The organism is Halomarina ordinaria (assembly GCF_030553305.1).
Lineage (GTDB): Archaea > Halobacteriota > Halobacteria > Halobacteriales > Haloarculaceae > Halomarina > Halomarina ordinaria.
Genome location: NZ_JARRAH010000001.1, coordinates 250047 through 267261, shown reverse-complemented (window position 1 = coordinate 267261; position 17215 = coordinate 250047). Strand labels below are relative to the sequence as shown.

The following is a 17215-nucleotide window of genomic DNA, read 5'->3' as shown; positions in this document are numbered from 1 at the left end:
CCCGAACGACCACGACGTGATGGAGGTCCGCCGAACGGGAGGTGATAGCAGTCGCTGGTGGGTCACAGCCGGCGGAGACGGTTCGTGGGCTCGCTCGCCGCTCGCCCGGAAAAGTGTCAGTCGATGTGCCCTTCGCGACGGAGCTGGTCCGCGTCCTGGCCGGTGTAGCGCCACTCGATGTTGGCCTTCTCGTCCTGCCAGTCCCAGGGTTCGACGAGGACGACGTCGCCCTCGTTGATCCAGGTGCGGTACTTCATGCGACCGGGGATGCGGCCCATGCGGTTCTTGCCGTCCTCACAACGGACGCGAACGTGGTTCCCCCCGTTGTGCTCGGTCACGACGGCGAACAGCTCGTCACTGTTGGGCATTCGGAGGTTCCGACGCCCTGTGTCTTCGCTCACGGGCGCCCTAGGCGAGACGGACAGTTAAGTCATTGGGGGCGAGGGGTAGCGTTTGACACGCGTTCCGGGGGGTGTCCGGGAACCCGATACCTGGCAGTCGGAGCCGACACCCACCCCGGCGGGAGTCCCGGGTCCGTCTCAGCCGCGACGCGCCAGTGCCGCCACGCACGCCAGCGCGACGAGCGCGGCCACCACGCCGAATCCCGGCCCCTGCACCTCGGTCCCGTCGTCGCTCGCGTTCTCCTCCTCTGCATCGCTCTCGTCCGCCCCGTCCCCGTCGGTGGCGTCGGCCTCCTCGTCGGTCGATTCCTCGGGCGTTTCCGTCTCCTCGGGCGGGTCGGTCGCGTTCAGCTCCTCGTCGTCGTTCGTCCCGTCGCCGTCGGTGTCGGGCGTCGTCGGCGAGAGGCCTTCCTCGACCTCTGTCCCGTCGCGGACGCCGTCACCGTCCGTGTCGTTGTCCGTCGGGTCGGTCCCGCGCTGGACCTCCTCCCCGTCCGAGAGACCGTCGTCGTCCGTGTCCCGGACGGTCGGGTCGGTCTCGAACTGGCGGACCTCGACGTAGTCGGAGAGGCCGTCGCGGTCCGTGTCACGTGACTCCGGGTCGGTGCCGTACTCGTTGACCTCCTCCCCGTCCGAGAGACCGTCGCCGTCCGTGTCGGCGAGGTTCGGGTCCGTGTCGTACACCGACGTCTCGTTCTCGTCGGTGAGGCCGTCGCCGTCGGAGTCGACCGGCCCCTCCGGCGTCGTCTCGTTCGTCTCGTTCGACTGGAGCGCCACCTCCCGTGTGGTGGCCACCGCGCCGCCGGCCGACGCGGCGACCAGCGCGACGGCGAGCGTGAGCGCGAGCGCGGTCGCCCTGACACGTGTGAAAGACATACACACACCTCTGGCTGTCCAGACGATTTGTACTTTCCGACGACTCGACCGCGCCCCGGCCCCGGGCGACCGGTTCACGGTCGACGGGGTTCCCGAACGATGTCGACTAGCCATCAGGAAGGGCGTTCGACTCCTCCGCCCTACACACATAGCCACGAGACACAGGGTCGCAAGCGCGTGAGTGTCAGGTGAGGGGTAGATAGGATGGCACTCACGAAGCAGGACGGGACGAAGGGGGGAACGAGCGAACTGCGCGACCCGGAGGCGCTTCCACCACAGCGCGAGTGTTCACGCTGCGGGGGCGACCGGTTCTACGTCTACGGGCAGGACGGCGAGCGCCCGCACTTCGCCTGTACGGCCTGCGGCGGACGGACGGACGGCGCGGACGAACGCAGCGCGATGGCGTCCTCGTCGTTCGGGACCCTGGTCAGGACCGTCACGGCCGCCCTACCGCTCGTCGCGGCCGACCGACGACGGGACTGACGCCCGGTCGGACGGACCGGCGACCGAACCGCGACGGAACAGGCGACGGCTCCGGTTTTCTCACGACGATTCGGCAGCGGCGCCGACCGCGCTCAGACGTATCCGAGCGCGGCTAGCCGGTCGCGCATCGTCTCCTCGTCGGCCTCGGCGGCACTCGTCACCCCGTCGTCGACCGTCTCGCGGGGTTCGCCGTCGACGACCGCCCACGGCACCTCCACCAGCCCCGGGTGGCGGAGGTTCGGGGGATGGCCGTAGACGGGGCGCCCGAGGGGCCAGACCCGCTGGCCGTAGAGGTTGCCGTGGTCGCTCGTCAGCACCGTTCGCCCCGGCAGGTCGTCGACCAGCGCGAGCGCCGCCTCCAGGCCGGCCGAGAGCGTCGCGGCGTACCCCTCCCACACCGCGTCGAACGTCGTCGTCCCGTCGCGCAGCGCCTTCCAGGGCGTCGTCGCGTCCGGATGCGCCCCCTCCCCGCCGCCCGGCGCCCAGGCCGCGGCCGAGTCGTCGACGCCGAGCGAGGCGGGGTAGAACGGGGCGTGGGGCTGGACGAAGTGGACGACGAGGCGCTTGTCGTCCTCGAACGCTTCGCGGGCGGCGTCGGCCGTCGCCTCCGGCGGCACGGTCCCGATGCCCTCGTCGAACGCCTCGTCCCAGAGGTCGACGAGGCGGTGGAACGAGTCGGGCGCCCACCGGGAGACGAGCGGGTTGGCGTTGACGTAGACGATATCGCCGAACTCGCGGTCGGCCCACGTCTTGCGCGTCCACTCGGCGGTCATGGAGGCGACGCTCGTCGCCCGGCGGTAGTCGTCGAAGCGCGCGAGGTCGGCCACCGTCTCGAAGAGGTCCGCCCGACAGGAGTCGAGGACCAGGAGGTTGTCCCACTCGGCCGCGGGGAGGTCGACGCCGCCGTCGCCGTAGCGCAGACGCGAGACCGGCCCGTCGACCCGCGTGACGACCCGGTTGTAGCGCCACTCCGGGTCGCGGTAGTGCTCGCGGAGTTCGCGCACCGCGTACGAGAGCGCGTCGACGATACGTGCCGGGCGAGAGGGCGGCGAGTCGGAACCCATTGGCGACTGGTGGAGGGGTGGGGCGGTTCGGGGATAAGTCGTGCGGCACGCCCCCCGAACCGCCAGCGTTAACCACTCGCCGGCGGCCCGTCGGGTATGGACGCCACCGTCGTCATCCCCGCGTACAACGAGCGCCGTGTCGTGACGCGCGCGCTCGACGCCCTCGCCGGGCAGGGGGCGACGGTGGTCGTCGTCGTCGGTGGCGACGACGGTACCGACCGCGCGGCGCGCGCACACCCTGCCGCGGACCGCGTTCTCGTCGACGACGGCGAGGACGGGCCCGCGGCCGCCCGCAACCGGGGTGCGTGCGCCGCGGACACCGAGGTGGTCTGTTTCACCGACGCCGACACCGTCGTCCCGCCGGGGTGGGTCGAGCGCCACCTGAGCCACTACCGCGACGAGCGCGTCGTCGGCGTCGGCGGCCCCCTCAGACCGCTCGACGGCGACGCGACGGACCGCCTCCTGTTCAAACTCCTCTCCGACTACTGGTACCGCGTCTCCTGGCCGGTCGGGTTCGTCCAGGCGAGCGGGAACAACTGCAGTTATCGCCGGGGCGCGTTCCTCGACGCCGGCGGCTTCGACGAGTCGCTCCCCTTCATGGAGGACACCGACTGCTCGCTGCGGATGAAGGCCTACGGCGAACAGGTGTACGACCCCCACGCGTGGGTCCGGACGTCGGTCCGCAGACAGCGCGAGGAGGGGTACTGGGGGCTGCTCTGGCGCTACGTCGTCGGCTACGCGCGCTACGCGACGGGGCGGGACCCCGGCACCGGCTACTTCCGCGACTGGTAGGCCTTTCCGGTGACGCAACCGGCATACGACCGCCGCGTGTCCCCCCGGCATGGTTCGAGTCGAGACGGGCGCGCGCCTCCACTTCGGGTTCCAGAACCTCTCGCTGGCCCACGAGCGCCTCTACGGTGGCGTCGGCGTGTCGCTCGACGGGCCGCGCGCGGTCGTCGAGGCCCACCCCGCGGGCGACGTCGACGCCGACCCGGAACTGGCGTCGACCGTCGAGCGCGCCTGCGACGTCCTCTCGGTCCCCGGCGCGCGCGTCCGCCTCGTCGAGGGGTTACCGCGCCACGTCGGCCTCGGGAGCGGCACCCAGCACGCGCTCGCGGCGTTCGCGGCCGTCGCCCGCGCCCACGACCGGACGGCGACGGTCCGCGAGGCCGCCCCCGCGCTCGGCCGAGGCGGCCGAAGCGGCGTCGGCGTCGCCGCCTTCGAGCGCGGCGGCTTCGTCACCGACGCCGGCCACCCCGCGGAGCGCTTCACCACCGCCCCGCCACCGCCCGGCGAGTGGACGGTCCCGGCGGTCCTCGCCCGCCACGACGTGCCCGCCGACTGGCGCTTCCTCCTCGTCGTCCCCGACGCCGCCGACGGGATGCACGGCACCGAGGAGGACGAGAGCATGCGCTCGGTCGTCGAGCGCGCGGACGCCGCCATCGCCGACGACCTCGCGGCGACGCTCCTGCGGCGCGTGCTCCCGGCCGTCGCGGAGGGGAACGTCGACCGTTTCGGGGCGGCCGTCGCCGCCTTCGGCCGCCTCAACGGCGCGTGGTACGCAGACGAGCAGGGCGGCGTCTACCGCCCGCCCGCCGGCGATATCGTCGCCGAACTGCGCTCCTCGCCGGCTGTCAGCGGTGTCGGGCAGTCCTCGTGGGGGCCGGCCGTCTACGGCGTCACCGACGCCGACAGGGAACGGGCGGCGCGCTCGGCCGGCCGCGAGGCGCTCGCCGACGCCGGCGTCGAGGGGAGCGTGTCTGTCGTCGCAGGGCGCAACCGGGGGGCGCGCATCGTCGACGACGGCTGAGGGATGAGCGAGTCGCCCGGTCGTTTTTCACCGACGGCGACGTAGTCGAGCCATGCAGTTCTGTGACGACTGCGGTTCCCTGATGCACGCCGACGGTCCGGAGATGGTCTGTTCGTCCTGCGGCGCGCGTGTCGAGAAGGACGCGGAACGGGCCGCCGAGTTCGTCAGCACGGAGCGCCAGACCTTCGACGACGTCGTCGAGACGACCGAGGACGCCGGCGACGAGGGCCTCCCGAGCGCGAAGGAGGTCTGCGAGCAGTGTGGCCACGACCGAGCGTGGTACACCATCAAACAGACCGGGAGCGCCGACGAACCGCCGACGCGCTTCTTCAAGTGCCAGGAGTGCGGCCACCGCTGGCGGGGCTACAACTGACCGCCGAAGGACGTATGTCTCTCCCTCGCACACTAGCCCGGCGTGAGTACCCCGCTGCGCGTCGAGGTCCACCCGGGCTGTGAGGCCGTCGTGGACTTCGACCCCGACCTGACCTTCGAGTGCGTCGAGTCGTGTACCTGGTGCTGTCACCGCGGCGTCCCCCTCTACGAGGACGAGGCGGCGGGAGCGCCCCCTGCGGCCCGCGCGGCCGTCGAGCGCGCGACGAGGAACGTCGGCGGCCGTGACGTCGTCGGGCGTGAGGACAAAGACCGCGAGGAACACGTCGACGTCGACGGCCGGGCCTGTCGGTTCCTCGACGACGACGGTCGCTGTGCGCTCCACGCCGAGTACGACTGGAAGCCCGCTCGCTGTTCGGTGTTCCCGCTCTCCGTCACCGTCGAAGACGGCGAGATACACGTCGACGTGCACGACGCTGCACGTACCTACTGCGAGGGGCTCGGGGTGTCGGACCGGCGCGTCGTCGACGACCTGGCGGCGTTCCTCCCGCGACCGCTCTGGGAGGTCGACGACCCGACGAGCGAGACCGTCCCGCGGTAGGTCAGGCCCCGAGCGCGACCCACGCGAGGAAGACGGCGAGCGCGCCGAGGCCGGTGCTGGCGACGGCGTGGAGGCGGAGGCGGTCGAGCAGTGCGTGGTCGTCGGCGGTTATCCCAGCTAGTTCCGAGACCTCGCTGCCCACCTCACAGCGCGGCAGGAAGTCCATCGCGATGTGGAGGAAGACCCCGGCGGCGAAGCCGAAGACGGCGGCGTTCGTCGCCGGCGCGCTCGGCAACCCCAGCGCGGCGGCGGGGATGGCCGTCAGCCCGACGCCCGCCGCGGGCAGGAGGAGCACCGACGCCGAGCGGCCGTCGCGCGCGAGGCGGCGGGCGGCGGCGTAGCCCGCCGGCCCCTTGTGCGAGACGATGGCGAGGCCGAGCAGGAGGCCCACCTCCGGCATGGTCCCGTAGACGAGGCCGATGATGAGCCCCGCCGAGAGGGCGTGCGCCGAGAGCTGCGCCGCCGTCGCGTCGAACGGCAGGTCGAGGTGCGAGACCCGGTGGCCGAGGGTGTGCGACCCGAAGCCGACGAGCAGGCCCGCAGCCACGCCGAAACCGCCGAGTTTCGGGTCGAGGCCGATGGCCTGCGGGAGGAGGAACGCCGCGGCGCTGGCGACCATCGCACCGCTGGCGAGGCCGTAGCCCCAGACGAGGCGGCGGGCGTCGACGCTCGCGGCGGCGCGTACACCCAGGGGTGCGGCGCCGGCCATCGCCCCGAACGCGACCCAGCTGATGACGCCCACCTTCCAGAGTCCCGCCGAGAACGCGACGACGGAGAGCGCGACGAACGCGACGACGGCGCTTCCGCCGACGAGCGAGGGAGCGCCGAGCGCCGGCCGGTCGACCGTGTCCGTGATACCCATCTGGTTAACAACTCGACGCTCTATATTACTAAAACCCTCGGTCGAGGGCGAGGCTCAGCGCGTCGCGCGCTTCCACGCCTTCAGGTCGAGGACGCCGCCGTCGAGGTCCTCGGTGGGAGCGTCGGCGGCCGCCCAGTGGAACAGTCCGGCGACGTCGTCGGGGTCCCGGCCGACCCCGCCGGTGAGGTCGGTGTCGACCGTACCGGGGTCGACGACGCCAACGGCGGCGTCGAGTTCGACGGCGAACTGGCGGGCGAGCGCCTCCGCGAACGCCTTCGAGACGGCGTAGGAACCGTACCCCTGCTTCGGGTCGCGGGCGACCGCTCCCGACGGGACGAGGATTCGCGCCCCGTCGTTCAGGTGGGGGACGGCCTCCCTGACCGCGGCGTAGACCCCCCGACCGTTGGTCCGCAGGTGGTCGTCGAAGACGCTGTAGGCCTCCTCGACGAGCGGCGTGTTCCCCGGCGTCCCGTGGTAGACGCCGGCCCCCGCGACGACGAGGTCGATACCGTCGCCCTCGCGGGCGGCCACCTCCATCAACCGCTCGACGTCGAACTCGTCGCGCACGTCGGCCCGGAGGCCGGTGACGTGCCCGCCGTCGGCCTCGATGTCGTCGACGACCGACGAGAGCGTCCCGTCGCTCCGGGCGCAGACGACGACGTATGCCCCCTCGCTCGCGAACCGGCGGGCGACGCTCGCTCCGATGCCCCGACTCCCACCGGTCACCACCGCTGTGGTCCCTTCCATGCGGGTGGGAGGGGAGGAACCGGTTTCGTCGTTTCGTCCGGCGCCTCACTCACGGCGTCGGTCGCTGGACGTCGAGGGGGGTCTCGACGCCGTAGCCGCGTTCGAGGCGGCGAACACCCTCGAACAGACAGAGCGCGGCGTGGGGCACCAGTGTCCCCGAGTCGCTCGCCGCCAGGCGGTCGGCCTCGTCGAGGGACACCCACTGCAGGCCCCCTCGCTCCCAGTTCGGCCGACTGGCCTCGCGGAGGTATCGGGTGAAGGTCGGCGACCCGACGAACAGGAGCGCACAGAGGAGGCCGTTCCCACCGACGAGGTTCACGCCGGCCCCCGTGTAGTCGAGGTGCGCGTCGCCCCGGTCGAGCAGCGTGCGCAACCGCCCCACCCCTTCGTGACCGAGCGGGTCGTCCCCCTCGGTGTCGAAGAACTCCTCGGAGAACTCCGCGAGCAGGCAGCGTTCGAGGCTCGGCGGGTCGCCCGCTACGTCGGGTGCGACGATGCCCGCGCCGGGGAACGCGAGCGCGCCGGGGTAGTGCGCCACATCCGCCGACCGCCGCGCGAGGACCGTGGCGTAGCCGTCGTCCGCCTCGAAGACCGGCAGGACGCCCGCGCCGAGGTGGGTCGGTGACGGGTCGTCGGTGAAGAACGCCGACGCCGTCGGCGCGACGCGCCGCCGCCGGGGGAGGTCGGCCGACCGCACCGCCCGGCGGACCGCCGCGTCGGACGCGTCGCACGCGACGCCCGCCTCGAAGAGCGCGCGGTACAGTTCCTCGGCGAGCGCCTCGGTCGTCGAGAGCCCGGAGAAGAAGTCGGAGCGGACGAGGCGGAAGGGCGGCCCCCGGCGCGTGGACGCGAGTGCGTACGTCGCGCCGTTCCAGAGACCGGCCCCGTCCGACCGGGCGGCGTGTCTGGCGCGAAAGCGCTCGACGAGACGGTCGTCGACGGCGGTCCGCACCCCCTCGACCGTCGGGTCGAGGACGTCGCCGATGGGCCGGGGGGTGAGCCACTCCCGTCTCGCGGCGAGCGGATACGTCCGGCGCTCGCCGTCGACGGTGACGCGATACCGGTGGGCCGCGTCCCGGTAGAACGCGACGGCGGCGCGGCCGGCGAGGCCGGTCCGGACCGCCTCGCGTCGCCACCGGTCGTAGTCGCTCATCGTCGTGGGTTCTCCTCCGCCCGCGAAACGGTTTCGCGCTCGTCCCGTGAGCGCCGGTCGGCCTCGCGTTCGTGCTGCGTCGTCGGCTCGTGTTCCGTCGGTCCTGCGTTACTTCTCGCGGGCGCGCTCGAGGAAGATCAGCGCCGCGCCGAGCATCGCCGTGTTCTTCACGAAGTGGTTCTGCTCGTTCGCCTTCTGGTCCTCGTCGGCGTTCCAGAAGTCGTGCATCGTCGGCGTGATGGCCGCGAGGAAGGTCGCGACGGCGCCCGCGGCGAGCGTCGGGACCCGCCAGAGGACGATGCCGATGCTCCCGAACGAGAGCATCCCCAGCGCGAAGGGGACGAGGCGGTCGGCCTCGGGGACGCCCTTCGACTCCGCGTAGGCGACCTGCCCCTCGATGTTGCGGAGGCTGTCGATGGCGGTGTACGCGAGCACGCTCCCGAACAGGAGGCGACCGAGGAACGACGGCGCGTCGCGGCCGCCCTCGCTCGCGACGTCGACGTCGGTGTCGGTGTCGGTCTCAGCCGAGTCGCTCTCCGTCTCGGTCGTCGTCTGGGCCATCTATCGCTCCCTCGCCGTGGTGCGCGTTACTGGACGGTTCATACCACCCTCTATGGAGGGTACGGGAGTTAACTCCGGAGGTTCTCGGAAGGCTTGCCGGTTCCGGTAACTACGTGACGTGTTCACGTCCGACCACGCGCCTTTTAGACCGCTCCGCGCGAACCGTACGGTATGGTTGTACGTCAGGACGTCGAGGGGACGCCGCTCGCCGGCCGGTCGGTCGTCGTCGTCGGTGGCGGGTTCGGTGGCCTCTCTGCGGCCTGTTACCTCGCACGGGCGGGCGCGGACGTCGAAGTGCTGGAGAAGAACGAACAGATGGGGGGGCGCGCCTCCCGGCTGGAGGCCGACGGCTTCCGCTTCGACATGGGGCCGTCGTGGTACCTCATGCCGGACGTCTTCGAGCGCTTCTTCTCGCACTTCGGGAAGGAACCGTCCGACTACTACGAACTGGAGCGCCTGGACCCCCACTACCGCATCTTCTACAAGGACGGCGACAGGGTCGACGTGACCGACGACCGGGGGGAGATGGTGGAGCTCTTCGAGTCCATCGAACCCGGTGCCGGCGAGGCGCTGGAGGACTACCTCGACACGAGCGAGACGCACTACGAGGTGGCGATGGAGAAGTTCGTCTACGAGGACCGCCCCCGCCTGCGCGACTGGGTGGACCTGGACGTGATGCGGGCGGCCCCCATCGGTCTCCAGCTCGTCGGGACGATGGACGGCTACGTCGCCGACTACTTCGACGACCCGAAGCTCCAGCAGATAATGCAGTACACGCTCGTGTTCCTCGGCGGGTCGCCGAAGAACACCCCGGCGCTGTACAACATGATGGCGCACGTCGACTTCAACATGGGCGTGTTCTACCCCGACGGCGGCATCGGCGCCGTCGTCGACGGCCTCGTCTCCCTCGGCGAGGAACTCGGCGTCGAGTTCACCACCGACGCCGAGGTGACTGAGGTGACGAAACGGCGGGAGGGCTTCCACGTCGAGACGACCGATGGAGCGGTCTACCGCCCGGAGTTCGTCGTCAGCGACGCCGACTACGCCCACACCGAGCAGGAACTCCTCCCCGAACACGAGCGCCAGTACGACGCCGACTACTGGGCGTCGCGCACCTACGCGCCGAGCGCCTTCCTCCTCTACCTGGGCGTCGAGGGCGACGTCGACCCGCTCGAACACCACACGCTCGTCCTCCCGACCGACTGGGATTCCCACTTCGACGACATCTTCGAGGACCCCGCCTGGCCCGACGACCCCGCCTACTACGCCTGCGTCCCGAGTCGGACCGACGACGCCGTCGCCCCCGAGGGCCACAGCAACCTGTTCCTGCTCGTCCCCGTCGCACCCGGCCTGGAGGACACCCCCGAACTGCGCGCGGAGTACCGCGAGTTCGTCCTCGCGGACCTCGCCGAGCACACGGGCGTCGACCTGCGCGACCGCATCGTCTTCGAGAAGTCGTTCTGCGTCGACGACTTCGCCGCCCGCTACAACGCCACGCAGGGGACCGCCCTCGGCCTGGCACACACGCTCCGACAGACCGCGCTCCTGCGCCCGCCCCACCGCTCGAAGGCCGTCTCCGGCCTCTACTTCACCGGCGGGTTCACCACGCCCGGCATCGGCGTCCCGATGTGCATCATCGGCGGAGAGCATACGGCGGGGGCCCTCGTAGACGACGTTCGATGAGCGACTACCCGACGGTCGAGGACCTCCTCCCCCCCGAGGAGACGCGGCTGGGCTACCTGCTCCGCCTCTCGCGCCCGCGCTTCTGGTTCTACCTCGCGGGACCGGTCGTCGTGGGGGCCGTCTACGCCGCCGAGGGGGTGGAAGAACTGTTCGCGCCGCTCGCGGTCGCGCTGTTCGCGTACTTCCTCGTCCCGGCGAACGTCTACCTCTACGGCGTCAACGACGTGTTCGACGCCGACGTGGACGCCCACAACGAGAAGAAATCGGAGCGCGAGGTGCGCTTCGAGGGGAGTCGCCTCGCCGTCCTCGTCGTCGCCGCGAGCGGCCTCCTCGCGGTCGGGTTCGTCCCCTTCCTCCCGACGGCGGCGCTGCTCGCGTTCGCCGCGTTCGCCTTCCTCGCCACCGAGTACAGCGCTCCGCCGCTTCGCTTCAAGACGACGCCGCTGCTCGACTCCGTCTCGAACGGCCTCTACGTCCTCCCCGGCGTGGTCGCGTACGCCGCCCTCGCGGGGGAGTTCCCGCCCGCGGCGGCCGTCGCCGGCGCGTGGCTCTGGACGATGGGGATGCACACGTTCTCCGCGATTCCGGACATCGACCCGGACCGGGCGGCCGGCATCAGGACGACGGCCACCTTCCTCGGGGCACGCCGCACCTACGCCTACTGTGCGGCCTGCTGGCTGGCGGCGGCGCTCGTCTTCGCCACGGTCCACCCCTTCTTCGGCGTCGTCCTCCTCGCGTACCCCGTCCTCGTCTTCGGCATCGTCCGCTCGGGGGTGGCGGTCGAGGGGGCCTACTGGTGGTACCCCGCCATCAACACGCTCGTCGGCACGGTGATAACGCTCGGCGGACTCTGGGTGCTCCTGTATGAGTGAGGTCGGCGCGACGCTGACGCGAGCGCGCGTCGAGACGCGTCTCGACGACCTCGTCCGGGAGAACCGCTTTCTCATCGCCGTGGTCTTCCCCGCCGTCGGGGCCGTGTTGCTCCTCGCCAGCGCGGAGGGCCTGCTCGGCCCGCTGAACTACAACCCCTACCTCATCCTGATGGGGGTGCTCGTGATGCGCCTCCCGCTGGTCGCGGGGGTCGCCCCGCTGGTCGACCGGCGGGCGACCGTGGCGCTGCTGGCGCTCGCGGCCTACGCCTACGGCATCGAGTACGTCGGCGTCTCGACGGGGTGGCCCTACGGTGCCTTCGAGTACACCATCGACCTCGGGCCGATGCTGTTCGGGAAGATTCCGGTGGGACTGCCGGTGTTCTTCTTCCCGCTCGTGCTCAACAGCTACCTGCTCTGTCTGCTCCTGCTCGGCGACCGGGCGCGCCGGGCGGCCGTCCGCCTCCCGGTGGTCGTCGCCGCCGTGCTGGCGATGGACCTCGTGCTCGACCCGGCGGCCGTCGCCATCGGCTTCTGGGAGTACGCGAACGGCGGAATCTACTACGACGTGCCCGTCTCGAACTACCTCGGGTGGGTCGTCTCGGCGACGGTGGCCGTCGCCGCCTTCGACTACGGCTTCGACCGGAGCGGCCTGCGCCGGCGCGTCGAGGAGTGCGAGTTCATGCTCGACGACCTCGTGAGCTTCGTCCTCCTGTGGGGGCCGGTCAACGCCTACTTCGGCAACTGGTTCCCCGTCCTCGTCGCGGGCCTGTTCGGCCTCGGCCTGGTCGTCACCGACCGCTTCGACTTCGACGTGCGCGACTCCGTCCCCTGGCGGTGACGTACCACAACCGATAGTGTCCCCACCCCCGTACGCCCCGCCATGCTCTACGTCCGCGACCTGCTGACCGAACCGGTCGAGACCGTCGCGCCCGACGAACAGGTGAGCGAGGTGCTCTCGAAACTCGCGCGCGCCGACTTCAACGGCTTCCCCGTCGTCGAGGACGACCGCGTCGTCGGCGTCGTCACCCAGGGCGACCTCGTGCGCCTCTTCCAGACCGAGGAGCGCGTCCTCTGGATTCCCATCGGCCTGCCGCCGTTCACCGAGACGCTCACCTACGCGGTGAACGTCTCCTGGGACGACCTCGACCTGGGTATCGACCTCGCGCGGAACGTGAACCGCCCCGTCAGCGAGGTGATGACGGCGGACGTCGTCACCGTCGCACCGGACGACGACCTCGACCGGGTGCTCGAACTGCTCTCCGGCACCATCAACCGCCTGCCGGTGGTCGACGAGGACGAACGGCTGGTCGGCATCGTGACGCGCGAGGACGTCATCCGGGCGCTGCGCGACGAGCGGGCGGCGGAGTGAGAATCAGCGGACGGGCTGGGGTTCGCCGGCGCCGGGTTCGGCGTGGCGGTCGCCCGTCATGGGGATGGCGCTCACCTTCGCGAACACCGTCTCGGGGTCCTTCGAGAACGCCCAGTAGGCGCGGGTCTTGGCCGCGACCCACGTCTTGCGGGCGGTGCTCAGTTGTGGCGTCGTCGAGAGTACGTCGTAGTCCCGCCCCCGGATGAGGCGGTGGTGTTCGGCGTACAGCACCGCCGCGAGCAGGACGGCGAACTGGCAGTCCCTCGGGAGGAACTTGATGCCGGCGACCCCCTCCCGGTAGCGTCCCTCGGCGCGGCGCAGTTCGGCGCGCATCACCTCGCGGAACGCCTCGTCGACCTCGAAGCGCTCCAGTTGCGCGTCGGTGACGTCGTACTTCCGGAGCGTCTCCTGTGGGAGGTAGATACGCCCCCGGTCGACGATGTCCTCCCGGACGTCCCGCAGGAAGTTGGTGAGCTGGAAGGCCTCCCCGAGCGCCCGGGCGTAGGGGCGGGCCTCCTCGTGCTGGTCGGGGTTCATCACCGTCGTCATCATCTCCCCGACGGCGGACGCCGACCCCCGCATGTACGCCTCCAGTTCCTCGTAGGTCTCGTAGCGGGTCTTCTCGATGTCGGTGAGCATCGCGTCGACGAACACCTCCACCTCCTCGTCCTCGATACCCACCTCCTCGCGGAGCTCGCTGAACGCGGCCAGTACGGGGTCCTCGGGGGGCTGCCGCCCGAGCGCCTGGTCGCGGATGTCGGCCAGCCGCGCTCGCTGCTCGCCGGGCGTGAGGTCGGAGTCCTCGTTGTCGACCACCTCGTCCGCGATGCGGAAGAACGCGTAGAGCACGTACGTGGGCCGTCGGACGCGCTCGGGCAGCACGCGCGTCGCGAAGTAGAACGTCGGCCCGGTCTGTCGGTGGATCGACTTGCTCCGGGCGAGCTGCGAGTTGTCTACCATGAATGTGGACCGCCTTTATATTAGGGCGGCGGCGGCTTATGCCTTTGTGCGTCGGCAGCACGAATCGGCTCCGTCCCTCGATTTCACTGAGCCAGTGACAGGACGGCCGTGGGTGGGCGAACGACCCCCGGTCGGCGGGGACGTTTATCACGGTCGGGCGTGTCCCTCTACGGTATGGTACGGTTCGTCGTCGGAACGAACGGTGTCGAGACGAGCGACCGACTGGTGGAGTACCTCTCGGGGCGCGTGACCCCCGACGACGAGGTGTACGTCGTCAACTCCCAGAAGGGCGGCGACGCGACCCGGGGGGACGACGTGCGCGGCGGGACCGAGGCGCTCGAACGCTTCGAGACGGGCCTCGAGTGCAGCGTCGCCACCCACCAGTTCGTCCGCGGTAACAGCCCCGCCGAGGACCTGCTCTCGGCCGCCCACGAGTACGAGGCGGACGAACTCGTCATCGGCATCCGCAAGCGCAACCCCACGGGCAAAATAATCTTCGGCAGCACGGCCCAGGACCTCCTGCTCAGCACGGAACGGCCGGTCGTCGCGGTGCCACTGACCGACGGGCGCTGAACGGGTCGAACAGAGGCGGTCGCGGGCGACCCCCGCTCAGGGAGCCGGTGCGACGTTCTGGTTCATCCGGAACAGGTTCTCGGGGTCGTACGTCGCCTTCAGTTCGGCCAGTCGGTCGTAGTTCTCGCGGTAGGCGGCGCGCTCCTCCCCGACGTCCTCCGGGACGAAGTTGACGTACACCCCGCCGGTCGCGTGGGGCGTCATCGCGTGGTACAGTTCGCGTGTCCACTCGATGCACTGCTCGTCGAGCGCCGGGTCCTCCCACCGGGTGTGGAGGTTCATCAGGAACGCCGCGTCCCGGTGGGGGTACGCCGTCGCCCCCGTCGGGACCTCGTTGATGGCGCCACCGAGCTGGGCGACGGCGATCTCCGACAGCGGCGTCGGGATGGTCTCCGCGTACTCGACGAACGTCGTTATCATCCCGTCGGTCATCTCCTCGAAGTTGTGGGACTTCCAGTAGTTGCGCGCGCCGGGCGTGAGCAGCGGGTCGAACATCCCCTGCCACTCGGCGTAGCGCATCGGACCGACCGCGTCCGCGACGGGGTCGCCGATGTCCCTGACCGGCCGGAGCGCCGCCTCGCCGTCGGCGGCGTCGCCGGCGTAGAACAGCGCGAGGATGAGCACCTTCTCGCCGTGCCACTCCTCGGGCAGGAACGGCAGCGGCGGCGCGTGTCGGAAGACGAACCACGCCGACACCTCGTTCGGCACGTCCGCCACGACCTCACGGTACTCCGTCAGGACGTCCTCGGCGTCGTCGAGTGCGTGGACGACCGGGCCACAGAGCACCTCCGGGCCGACCTCGTGGAGGTCGAACTCGAAGGAGGTCACGACGCCGAAGTTACCGCCGCCGCCGCGGAGCCCCCAGAAGAGGTCCGCGTGCTCCGACTCGCTGGCGCGACGGAACTGCCCGTCCGCGGTGACGACCTCCGCCGACCGGAGGTTGTCCGCGGTGAGGCCGTACGTCCTGCTGAGCCACCCGAACCCGCCGCCGAGCGTGAGGCCGGCGATACCCGTCGTCGAGTTGTAGCCGACGGGCGTGGCGAGGCCGAACGCCTGGGCCTCGTGGTCGAACTCCGCGAGCGTCGCGCCGGGTTCGACGTGCGCCACCTTCGCCTCCGGGTCGACGTGTATCGACCGCATCCGTGAGAGGTCGATGACGAGGCCGTCGTCACAGACCGCGTTGCCCGCGATGTTGTGCCCGCCGCCGTAGACGGAAACGAGCAGGTCGTGCTCGCTCGCGACGGTCACCGACGACACGACGTCGGCGGGGCCCGCACAGTGGGCGATGGCCCCCGGTCGCCGGTCTATCATCGCGTTCCACACCTCGCGCGCCTCGTCGTACGCCGGGTCGCCCGGCCGCAGGACGTCGCCGCGGAGGTACTCCTCGAGCGTCGCTATCGCTTCTTCGCTCACTACTGGTTTGTGTGCTGTCATACTGCCACCCCCGGAGCTAGGCATGCGAACAGTACCCATAGTTCCTTCCCAACGCCGACGGCCGCGGTACTATCGTTTTACGTACAATTTCGCGGCGATGGTGCAACGCGACGGTCGAGACAGAAGAACCACACCGCGCACGATTGCTCGCCGGGGGGCACGACGTCCCTCACTCCTCGCCGCCATAGATGACGTGCTCGGCGAGGATGGGGACGAACGTCCCGATGTCGGTGACCATCCCGACGGCCTGGGCGCTCCCGCGGTCGAGCAGTTGCGTGACCGTCGAGGGGTTGATGTCGACGCAGACGGTCCGCGTCGTCGAGGGGAGGCAGTTACCGACCGCGACCGAGTGCAACAGCGTCGAGAGCAGGAGGACCATGTCGGCCTCGTGGGCCTGCTCGCGGATGGCGTTCTGCGCCTCGATGGCGTCGGTGATGGTGTCGGGCAGCGGCCCGTCGTCGCGGATGGACCCCGCGAGGACGAACGGGACGTCGTTGGTGACGCACTCGTACATCACGCCGGACTCGACGAGTTCCGACTCGACCGCCTCGCGGATGGAGCCCGCGCGGATTACCTCGCTGATGGTGTAGATGTGGTGTTTGTGGCCCTTGCGCGGGTGGTCGAGCGTCTCGGTGTCCATCCCGAGGGAGGTGCCGTAGAGGTCGTGTTCGAGGTCGTGGACGGCGAAGCCGTTGCCCGCCGAGAGCATGTCGATGTACCCCTCGCTCACGAGGCGCGCGAGGTCCTCGCGCGCGCCAGAGTGGATGAGCGCCGGGCCGCAGACGGCGAGTATCTTCCCGCCCTCCTCCTTGACCTCGCGGATGGACTCGGCGATGGCGGCGATGGTGGACTCGGAGGGCCGCTCCGCGGAGACGCCCCCCTGCATGAACCCGAACGGTCCCTCCGACCCGCGGGAGCGTTCGGGCGGGCGCACCCGGACGCCGGCCTCGCCGGCCACGACGAGGTCGCCCTCCTCGACGGCGTTGAGGACCTTCGTGTACGCCCGGGGGCCACCCTCGGCGCCCGGTTCGACGACGACGGCGCAGTCCATCTCGACGCGCTCGACGGGCAGCCAGCGCCCGTCGTAGCGCACGTCCGTCGGGTGGTTGGTCGTCGAGTAGAACCCCTGGGGGACGACCTGGTCCTCGGGGGCGGGCGAGAGGGTGGCGTCCTTCGGGTCGGCGGGGTTGGCGCCGATCTGATGGAGCTCGTGGACGATGGACTGGAGCGCCGAGGCGGAGTCGGCGGAGACGACGAGGCGGGCGTAGGACTCCTCGGTCTTCGAGCGCCCGATCTCGAACGTCTCGACCTCGAACGACCCGTCCATGTCCATGACGATGCCGAAGGCCCCGCCCATCATCCCCGAGTCGATGATGTGCCCCTTCAGCTCGACCACGCGAGAGACAGTCATACCTCCCGCTGAGCGGGGACGGGCC

20 protein-coding genes are annotated in these 17215 nt (G+C 70.8%); 10 read left to right on the top strand and 10 right to left on the bottom strand.

Annotated features, from left to right (window positions below):
• Window positions 1–116 precede the first annotated feature (116 nt).
• Both eif1A and P1Y20_RS01395 read right to left on the bottom strand, forming a co-directional pair.
• Window positions 117–401, bottom strand: a complete 285-nt coding sequence (eif1A, locus tag P1Y20_RS01400) for a translation initiation factor eIF-1A (protein ID WP_304446870.1) — start codon at window positions 399–401, stop codon at window positions 117–119.
• A 138-nt stretch (window positions 402–539) separates the two neighbouring features.
• Window positions 540–1277, bottom strand: coding sequence for a PGF-CTERM sorting domain-containing protein (locus P1Y20_RS01395; RefSeq protein WP_304446869.1), 738 nt, complete (start codon window positions 1275–1277; stop codon window positions 540–542).
• Between the two features lie 204 nt (window positions 1278–1481).
• Here P1Y20_RS01395 and P1Y20_RS01390 point away from each other — a divergent pair, with 204 nt between their 5' ends.
• A complete protein-coding gene (locus P1Y20_RS01390) occupies window positions 1482–1760 on the top strand; it encodes a hypothetical protein (RefSeq protein ID WP_304446868.1) in 279 nt (92 codons plus the stop codon).
• Between the two features lie 92 nt (window positions 1761–1852).
• Here P1Y20_RS01390 and P1Y20_RS01385 read toward each other — a convergent pair whose 3' ends face one another.
• On the bottom strand, window positions 1853–2824 hold the full coding sequence (locus P1Y20_RS01385) for a hypothetical protein (RefSeq protein ID WP_304446867.1): 972 nt from the start codon (window positions 2822–2824) through the stop codon (window positions 1853–1855).
• Window positions 2825–2920: 96 nt separating this feature from the next.
• Between P1Y20_RS01385 and P1Y20_RS01380 the strand changes: the two genes are divergently transcribed.
• Genes P1Y20_RS01380 through P1Y20_RS01365 form a run of 4 tightly spaced genes read left to right on the top strand, consistent with a single transcriptional unit; the run spans window position 2921 to window position 5565 of the window.
• Complete coding sequence (locus P1Y20_RS01380) at window positions 2921–3616, top strand: glycosyltransferase family 2 protein (RefSeq protein WP_304446866.1); 696 nt, start codon at window positions 2921–2923, stop codon at window positions 3614–3616.
• A 49-nt stretch (window positions 3617–3665) separates the two neighbouring features.
• Window positions 3666–4634, top strand: a complete 969-nt coding sequence (locus P1Y20_RS01375; protein ID WP_304446865.1) for a beta-ribofuranosylaminobenzene 5'-phosphate synthase family protein — start codon at window positions 3666–3668, stop codon at window positions 4632–4634.
• A 52-nt stretch (window positions 4635–4686) separates the two neighbouring features.
• The gene (locus P1Y20_RS01370) at window positions 4687–5007 is read left to right on the top strand and encodes a transcription factor S (protein ID WP_304446864.1); all 321 of its coding nucleotides are present in this window, start codon (window positions 4687–4689) and stop codon (window positions 5005–5007) included.
• 42 nt (window positions 5008–5049) lie between these two features.
• Window positions 5050–5565, top strand: coding sequence for a hypothetical protein (locus P1Y20_RS01365; RefSeq protein WP_304446863.1), 516 nt, complete (start codon window positions 5050–5052; stop codon window positions 5563–5565).
• Between the two features lies 1 nt (window position 5566).
• Here the strand turns inward: P1Y20_RS01365 and P1Y20_RS01360 are convergent, their stop codons facing one another.
• The 4 genes from P1Y20_RS01360 to P1Y20_RS01345 form a co-directional block, all read right to left on the bottom strand.
• Complete coding sequence (locus P1Y20_RS01360; protein WP_304446862.1) at window positions 5567–6427, bottom strand: ZIP family metal transporter; 861 nt, start codon at window positions 6425–6427, stop codon at window positions 5567–5569.
• Window positions 6428–6481: 54 nt separating this feature from the next.
• Window positions 6482–7174: an SDR family NAD(P)-dependent oxidoreductase gene (locus tag P1Y20_RS01355; RefSeq protein WP_304446861.1), complete on the bottom strand. Its 693-nt coding sequence runs from the start codon at window positions 7172–7174 to the stop codon at window positions 6482–6484.
• Window positions 7175–7223: 49 nt separating this feature from the next.
• On the bottom strand, window positions 7224–8327 hold the full coding sequence (locus tag P1Y20_RS01350) for a hypothetical protein (RefSeq protein WP_304446860.1): 1104 nt from the start codon (window positions 8325–8327) through the stop codon (window positions 7224–7226).
• A 108-nt stretch (window positions 8328–8435) separates the two neighbouring features.
• Window positions 8436–8888: a DoxX family protein gene (locus P1Y20_RS01345; RefSeq protein ID WP_304446859.1), complete on the bottom strand. Its 453-nt coding sequence runs from the start codon at window positions 8886–8888 to the stop codon at window positions 8436–8438.
• Between the two features lie 171 nt (window positions 8889–9059).
• Here P1Y20_RS01345 and crtID point away from each other — a divergent pair, with 171 nt between their 5' ends.
• Genes crtID through P1Y20_RS01325 form a run of 4 tightly spaced genes read left to right on the top strand, consistent with a single transcriptional unit; the run spans window position 9060 to window position 12812 of the window.
• Window positions 9060–10571 carry a bifunctional phytoene desaturase/3,4-desaturase gene (gene crtID, locus P1Y20_RS01340; RefSeq protein ID WP_304446858.1) on the top strand — a complete coding sequence of 504 codons (1512 nt, stop codon included), beginning with the start codon at window positions 9060–9062 and terminating at the stop codon, window positions 10569–10571.
• On the top strand, window positions 10568–11443 hold the full coding sequence (locus tag P1Y20_RS01335) for a prenyltransferase (protein WP_304446857.1): 876 nt from the start codon (window positions 10568–10570) through the stop codon (window positions 11441–11443). The genes crtID and P1Y20_RS01335 overlap by 4 nt, the downstream gene beginning before the upstream one ends.
• Window positions 11436–12281 carry a bisanhydrobacterioruberin hydratase gene (gene cruF / locus P1Y20_RS01330; protein ID WP_304446856.1) on the top strand — a complete coding sequence of 282 codons (846 nt, stop codon included), beginning with the start codon at window positions 11436–11438 and terminating at the stop codon, window positions 12279–12281. Before P1Y20_RS01335 ends, cruF begins: the two co-directional genes overlap by 8 nt.
• 42 nt (window positions 12282–12323) lie before the next feature.
• On the top strand, window positions 12324–12812 hold the full coding sequence (locus P1Y20_RS01325) for a CBS domain-containing protein (RefSeq protein WP_304446855.1): 489 nt from the start codon (window positions 12324–12326) through the stop codon (window positions 12810–12812).
• Window positions 12813–12815: 3 nt separating this feature from the next.
• On the opposite strand, the gene P1Y20_RS01320 is transcribed toward P1Y20_RS01325, so the two are convergent.
• Complete coding sequence (locus tag P1Y20_RS01320; RefSeq protein WP_304446854.1) at window positions 12816–13772, bottom strand: phytoene/squalene synthase family protein; 957 nt, start codon at window positions 13770–13772, stop codon at window positions 12816–12818.
• A 174-nt stretch (window positions 13773–13946) separates the two neighbouring features.
• Here P1Y20_RS01320 and P1Y20_RS01315 point away from each other — a divergent pair, with 174 nt between their 5' ends.
• Window positions 13947–14345, top strand: a complete 399-nt coding sequence (locus tag P1Y20_RS01315) for a universal stress protein (RefSeq protein ID WP_304446853.1) — start codon at window positions 13947–13949, stop codon at window positions 14343–14345.
• Window positions 14346–14381: 36 nt separating this feature from the next.
• Here the strand turns inward: P1Y20_RS01315 and P1Y20_RS01310 are convergent, their stop codons facing one another.
• Window positions 14382–15779 (bottom strand): FAD-binding oxidoreductase, encoded by a 1398-nt coding sequence (locus P1Y20_RS01310; protein ID WP_304446852.1) that lies wholly within the window; start codon window positions 15777–15779, stop codon window positions 14382–14384.
• 169 nt (window positions 15780–15948) lie between these two features.
• Window positions 15949–17190 carry an ornithine cyclodeaminase, nickel-pincer nucleotide-dependent gene (locus P1Y20_RS01305; RefSeq protein WP_304446851.1) on the bottom strand — a complete coding sequence of 414 codons (1242 nt, stop codon included), beginning with the start codon at window positions 17188–17190 and terminating at the stop codon, window positions 15949–15951.
• Window positions 17191–17215: the final 25 nt, after the last annotated feature.